General features: G+C 29.7%; 6 protein-coding genes, 1 tRNA gene and 3 rRNA genes. 8 read left to right on the forward strand and 2 right to left on the reverse strand.

The window, feature by feature from the left end; translation table 11 throughout:
• The 7 genes from KQI86_RS19850 to KQI86_RS19880 all read left to right on the forward strand — a co-directional run.
• Window positions 1–156, forward strand: a 23S ribosomal RNA gene (locus KQI86_RS19850); the annotation flags it as partial.
• Between the two features lie 111 nt (window positions 157–267).
• Window positions 268–384, forward strand: a 5S ribosomal RNA gene (rrf, locus tag KQI86_RS19855).
• Between the two features lie 5 nt (window positions 385–389).
• Window positions 390–465, forward strand: a tRNA-Lys gene (locus KQI86_RS19860).
• A 148-nt stretch (window positions 466–613) separates the two neighbouring features.
• On the forward strand, window positions 614–1,108 hold the full coding sequence (locus tag KQI86_RS19865; protein WP_216441152.1) for a hypothetical protein: 495 nt from the start codon (window positions 614–616) through the stop codon (window positions 1,106–1,108).
• A 106-nt stretch (window positions 1,109–1,214) separates the two neighbouring features.
• Window positions 1,215–2,255, forward strand: coding sequence for a M42 family metallopeptidase (locus KQI86_RS19870; protein ID WP_216441153.1), 1,041 nt, complete (start codon window positions 1,215–1,217; stop codon window positions 2,253–2,255).
• Complete coding sequence (locus KQI86_RS19875; protein WP_216441154.1) at window positions 2,246–3,244, forward strand: M42 family metallopeptidase; 999 nt, start codon at window positions 2,246–2,248, stop codon at window positions 3,242–3,244. Before KQI86_RS19870 ends, KQI86_RS19875 begins: the two co-directional genes overlap by 10 nt.
• A gap of 18 nt (window positions 3,245–3,262) precedes the next feature.
• Complete coding sequence (locus KQI86_RS19880) at window positions 3,263–4,198, forward strand: zinc-binding metallopeptidase family protein (protein ID WP_216441155.1); 936 nt, start codon at window positions 3,263–3,265, stop codon at window positions 4,196–4,198.
• Between the two features lie 16 nt (window positions 4,199–4,214).
• Here KQI86_RS19880 and KQI86_RS19885 read toward each other — a convergent pair whose 3' ends face one another.
• Together KQI86_RS19885 and cls are read right to left on the reverse strand one after the other, a co-directional pair.
• Complete coding sequence (locus KQI86_RS19885) at window positions 4,215–4,820, reverse strand: uracil-DNA glycosylase (RefSeq protein WP_216441157.1); 606 nt, start codon at window positions 4,818–4,820, stop codon at window positions 4,215–4,217.
• Between the two features lie 65 nt (window positions 4,821–4,885).
• Entirely contained in the window at window positions 4,886–6,322 is a 1,437-nt protein-coding gene (gene cls / locus KQI86_RS19890) for a cardiolipin synthase (protein ID WP_216441156.1), read from the reverse strand.
• Between the two features lie 402 nt (window positions 6,323–6,724).
• On the opposite strand from cls, the gene KQI86_RS19895 reads away from it, so the two are divergent.
• A 16S ribosomal RNA gene (locus KQI86_RS19895) occupies window positions 6,725–6,821 on the forward strand; the annotation flags it as partial.

Below are 6,821 nucleotides of genomic sequence, written 5' to 3' on the forward strand. Positions count from 1 at the left end.
GCTGAAAGCATCTAAGCGTGAAGCCCACCTCAAGATTAGATTTCCCATAGCGTAAGCTAGTAAGACCCCTTGAAGAACACAAGGTTGATAGGCTAGAGGTGTAAGTGTAGTAATACATTCAGCTGACTAGTACTAATAGGTCGAGGGCTTGATCTTAATTAAATGCTTTGTGCAATTTTGAAAGAATATTTCTTTCAATGAAACTTCGGCAGCTAAGGCTGCGAAGTACTGTTCCGAAACGAAATCAAAGATTTCTGTGGAACAGCATCTGGTGATAATGGCTTGAAGGTAACACCCGTTCCCATTCCGAACACGACGGTTAAGCTTCAATGCGCCGATGATACTACAAGGGAGGCCTTGTGGGAAAGTAGGTCGTCGCCAGGTCATGTGATTCACTAGCTCAGTCGGTAGAGCACCTGACTTTTAATCAGGTTGTCCGGGGTTCGATTCCCCGGTGAGTCACCAAAAACCATCACTAAATAGTGGTGGTTTTTTTGCATGTAAAAAAACTTTACAAATAATTCAATTTATATACATAATATATTAACAATATTATGCAATACTATTAATAATATTATTAATGGAAGTTATTTATTAAATTGGGGGTAAATATATGCAAATAAAAGATAGTATAACATCAGGATTATCAAAAATCGCTAAAACAGTAGGAGATGGGGCCGCAACAGTAGCAAAGAAGTCTGGTGAAATAGTTGAAACATCTAAGTTGAATTTAAACATTTCATCTGAAAAAAACAACATTGAAAAATTGTATAAAGAAATTGGTGAAACGATTTTTCAAAAATATAAAAACGGAGCAATGATAGATGTAGATTTAGAGGAAGCATGTAAGAGTATTGAAGAGTCAAATAAGAATATAGAAAAAATTAAAGAAAAAATAGAGGAAATAAAAAATAAAGCCAATGACGGCAGTGAGAAATATCAAGATGCAGAAGAATATGAAGATGAAGACGAAAATGCTTGCAGTTGTTGTGAGAGAGTAGAAGAAGTAGAAAAAATTGAAGAAGCGGAAGATGAGATTGTAGAAAATTGTGAGGGAAGTATTTGTAATTTTGAAGAACCTGAAAGTGAAAGTGATATAATTAAATAGTTAGTAAAAGGTGAATCTACTTTAGTAAAAGTTAGATTTGCCTTTTTTTATGAAATTAATCCTATGTGATATAATATATTTATTATGTACTAAAGGAGATTTAAATATGGATTGTAAGGGTTTATTGAAGATTTTATGTGAATCACATGCTCCTAGTGGTAGGGAAAAATGGATTCATAATATTATAGAAGATAATTTTAAAGAATTTGGACAAGTAAGTATAGATAATTTAAATAATTTATATGTGAATAAAAAAGGAAATGATAAAGGTAAATTAATGATTATGGCCCATGCCGATGAAGTATTTTTAATGGTTACTGGATACTCAAAAAATGGTTTTTTAAAATTTAAGAGCAATGGAATTGATCCAAAGAGCTTAGTATCACAAGAGGTTGTTATTCATGGAAAAGTAAAAATAGATGGAATAATAGGAATAAAGCCTCCACATTTAATGAATGATGATGAAAAAAAGAAAGCTGTAAAAATAGAAGATTTACTAATAGACACGGGATATAAATTAGATGAATTAAAAGATATAATAAAAGTTGGGGATTTTATTACATTGAAAGGTGGTTTTCATGAATTACTAAACAACAATGTAACTTCTAAGGCCATTGATGATAGAGCTGGTATAGTTGCAATGTATGAATGCGCAAAAGAATTAAAAAACATAAACCATGATTTTGATGTATATTTTGTAGCTTCATGTCAAGAGGAAGTAGGACATAGAGGAGCAAAAGTAGCAAGTCATAGAATAAACCCGGATATTGGAATTGCAGTGGATGTTACTTTTGACTCAGGAAATTTGGGGGATAAAGAAAGAGAAAATCATTTAGGAAAAGGACCTATTATATGCATAGGTCCTAATATACATGTTAAATTAAGAGAAAAATTAATAGAAATAGCCAATGAGTATAATATACCATATGGAATTGAAGTAGAGCCTGGAAATACAGGTACTGATGCTTGGGATATACAAATTACAGGCGAAGGTATTCCAACATTACTTATATCAATTCCAATTAAATATATGCACACTTCAGTAGAAGTTATAAATATTGAAGATATAAAAAATACTGGGAAATTACTAGCTAAGTTTATTGAGAAACTAAATGAAATAGAACTGGAGGAACTACTATGCTATTAGAAAAACTTAGTAATGCTTCAGGGGCTTCAGGGTATGAGGGTGAAGTAAGAAATATTATAAAAGAAGAAGTAAAAAAATATGTAGACGAAGTAATAGTTGATAGAATGGGAAACATAATAGCTCATAAAAAAGGAAATGGGCCTAAAATAATAATAGATGCACATATGGATGAAGTAGGATTTATTATAACGGGATATAATGAAGATGGAACTTTAAGGTTTTATTCATTAGGAAGTATAAATAGCAGAATCCCACCTGCTAAAGTAGTATTAATAGGTAAGAATAAGATTCCAGGAGTAATAGGAATTAAGCCTATTCATCTCCAAAGCAAGGAAGAGAAAGAAAAAGTAATGAGCTACTCAGATTACTGTATAGACATAGGATCTAATTCAAAAGATGAAACGAAAAAAATAATAAATTTAGGCGAATATGCTGTATTTAGTACAAGCTTTGGTAAATTTGGAGATGGTCTTGTAAAAGGAAAAGCTTTTGATGATAGAATAGGATGTTCAGTTTTAATAGAAGTTTTGAAAGAAAAGTATAACTGTGATATATATGGAGTATTTAATATCCAAGAAGAAGTTGGAGAAAGAGGAGCATATACTTCGTCATATAAAATAAAACCAGATATAGGAATAGTATTGGAAGGTACTATTTGTGCAGATATGCCTAATATAAGTGATAACAAGAAAGTTACGGAAATTGGTAAAGGGCCAGCTATATCTATAATGGATCAAACAAGCCTCTTCAATATAGAGTTATCTAGAGAAATAATAAAAATTGCTAATGAACTAAACATACCATATCAATTTAGGAAAAGTGCTTCAGGAGGAAATGATGGGGGAGCAATTAATATGTCTGGGGAAGGTGCTAAAGTTGTAACTATATCAGTGCCTTGTAGATATATACACTCATCTGTTTCCGTAGCAAGCTTAGATGACTTTAATAATACTTGTAGGTTGGTAATCGAGTATTTAAAAAAATTATAATAGTGGAGGAGAAAAAAATTGGATAAATTATTGGTTGATTTAATAAATGCTTTTGGAGTAAGTGGAAATGAAGATGGAGTTAAAAATATAATAAAGGAAGAATTAAAAGAAACCAATTTTAAGATACTTGAAGATTCATTAGGAAATTTGATTGTAAATATGGGAACTGGTAAAAAGAAAATAATGGTATGCTCTCATATGGATAGTATAGGATTTATTGCTTCCTTTATAGAAGATAATGGTTTAATAAAAGTTGAGAAAATAGGGAATTTCCAATCTAAAGATATAGTACATAGCATAGTTAAATTCAAAAATGGTACCATTGGAAAGATGGTAATAAATAAAGATGAGTTATTTATAGATATTGGAATAACAGAAAAAGAGGAAGTATTAAAATTTGTAGAAGAGGGAGATACTGCTTGTTTAGTAGGTCCTTGCATATCAAAAGAGCATAGTATAATAGGAGCTAACTTAGATAATAGAGTAGGATGTTATGTTCTTTTAAAATTATTAAAGGAATTATCACATAGTGAAAATGAGATATACTTCGTGTTCTCTACACAACAGCAACTTGGGGGAAGAGGTGCAAGAGCAGCAGCATACAAGATAAATCCAGAATACTGTATAGTATTAGATTTAGAAGATGTTAAAGATATAATAGATGGAGATGGTATTAAGCTAGGGAATGGACCACTAATAAAAGTGATGGATAAGAGCCTTATAATGCATGAAGAAATAAAAGAAATCTTGGATGAATCAGCAAAAGCTCTAGGAATTAATCTCCAATACGGCGTTTCTAATTCAACTTCCGATGGAGGATTGATTCATAAAGAAGGGCAAGGAATTAAGACAGGAGAAATGAGTATACCATGTAAATATAAAAATTCATTTTCTGCAATGGTAAATAGTGAGGATATTGATCAATGTATTAAAATTCTAAAGGAAATATTATAAGAAAAGAAGCCTTAGGCTATATAGTTTCTAAGGCTTCCTTTAGTTTATACCAATCCTCTATATATTTTTGTTTGAAATCCTCACTCCTATTATAAGTTAAAGATGATGGATGATACATTGGAAAAACATATCTGTTTACTTTTTTACTAAAAATAATTTTTCCGTGACACTCACCTATAGATTTACAGTCTGTTAAAGTTTTTAATGGAATATTACCTAAAGTTATTATAATCTTAGGATCAACTAGGTTTATTTCCTTATATAATATATCTTTAAAAAGAGATATTTCAGAAGTTTTTGGTGTTCTATTACTTATGGAAGATCTCCCGTTAGCAGACTCTTTAATTTTTATTGGCCTAAAATAACAAGTGTTTGTTACTCTAATATTTTCTCTTTTAATATTTATTAAGTTTAAATAGTGTTCAAAATTTTTTCCTGCCATACCTACAAAAGGAGTTTTCTCCTCTACTTCTGTTTTACCAGGGGCCTCCCCGATGAATAATATGTCACAAGGTACAGAGCCGTGACCAGTTATCCATCCTCCTATGTTGTCGTCGGTATAATTTTCACATATATTTTTAATTTCTTCTTCAATCGATATTAATTGATTTTCTATATCCATATTCATATTTATAAAGAAAACCTGTGTTTTCTTTGTACCTCCCTTTTAATAAACTTTGTAAATATTTATAATAAAGATGAAAAAAGTCTTGCGACAGTTTCCATAGATTTAGCTAAAAAAGGAGTAGAATCATATTGCTTTTCTGTTAACATTACACTATTTTTTAAGTCTTCAAAAAATAACTCGTCTAATTGTGTAGTTACAGGTTCATCATATATAACTGCATTTATTTCATAATTTAATTCATAACTTCTTATATCCATATTGGCAGTTCCTACTGTTGCAACTTTTCCATCTATGGTCATAACCTTTGCATGTATAAAACTTTTATCATCATAAAGGTAAACCTTAGCACCACATTTTATCAATTCAGCTAAATATGTTTTCGAAGCATAGTACACAATAAAATGATCATATTTTCCAGGAAATAAAATTCTAACGTCTACTCCACTTAAAAGTGATATTTTAAGGGCGTCCATAATAGACTCAGGAGGAACAAAATAAGGTGTAGTAATATATATATTTTTTTTAGCCATGTTTATCATTTTAAGCATACCTTGCATTATTGATGGATATGGAGAATCAGGTCCGCTTTTTATTAATTGCATTATTTTAGTGTCTTTTTTATGGATTTTAGGAAAATATGAAAAGAAATCATCCTCATCTAAAATTACTTGATCATCGTTAGCCTTTTTAATAGTCATAAAGTCATCAATAAAAACCCCTTGAAGACCTAAAACAAAATCTCCCTTTATCATTAGGTGAGTATCACGCCAGTATCCTAATTTACCTTTTCCTAGATATTCATCTCCTATATTTATACCGCCAATAAATCCTACTGTACCATCAATAACAACAATTTTTCTGTGATTTCTATAATTAATTTGAGTATTTATTTTTCTTACTAAAGGAGCTAAAAAATAAGAGTACTGAACTACATTTATTCCAGCGTCAAGCATATCATTTATATATTGTTTTCCAAGTTTTATAGAGCCAACCCTATCTATAATGAACTTTACAGACACCCCTTCTAAGGATTTTTTAATGAGTAAATCTTTTATTTCATTACCTATTGTATCATTTTTGACTATATAATATTCTAAATGTATGTGATGTTTTGCTTTAGCAATTTCCTCCTTTAATTTATTAAATTTTTTTAATCCATCTCCAAATATAGTTATATCATTATGTATAAATAAAGGGGATTCGCTATTTTGTACTAGTAGTTGAATCAATGGTATATATTCCATATCATCTATTTTATTTATTACCTTGTTTATTAATTGTTTTATTTTCGGTGAAAAATCTTTATTGAGTTTGTGAATCTTCCAATCCCTTCCTAAGAATATATACATAAACAATCCTATAGGAGGCAATAAAACTATAACAAGAAGCCAAGCAATAGTTTTTTCAGGTCGTTTTCTTTCTAGTAGAACAATTATTATAACTGATAAAGTATTTATAAATATTAATGAATATAAAAACACACCAATATTTTTCAATATAAAAACACCTCCTATAAATCATATACATATATTTTATATCTTATATATTATATTATGAAACAATTAGTTTAAATTATATATTAAAAAATTACCACCAACTTATTCTAGTGTATCATTAGTAATAATATTAAATAAGTAAGAGAAAATTAAAGAAAAACTAAAATAAATACGTATAATTATTAATTATAACAATAATACTAAGTATAATTATGATAGAATAGTCAATGTCGTCAACGAGAACAAACATAAAAGAAATATGTAAATATAAATGTTGACAAGACAAAATTTATACGATATAATTTATACACTGTTAAATAAGTGGTCTTTGAAAATTAAACAGAGGAATGAAACCAGTCGATTCTAAAGAGAATCAAAGAAATGAGCAAATGATTAAACTTATAAATTGAGAGTTTGATCCTGGCTCAGGACGAACGCTGGCGGCGTGCCTAACACATGCAAGTCGAGCGAGAGGAATCCCTTCGGGGATGAATCTAGC

The sequence above is a fragment of the Clostridium mobile genome, from assembly GCF_018918285.1.
Lineage (GTDB): Bacteria > Bacillota > Clostridia > Clostridiales > Clostridiaceae > Clostridium_AW > Clostridium_AW mobile.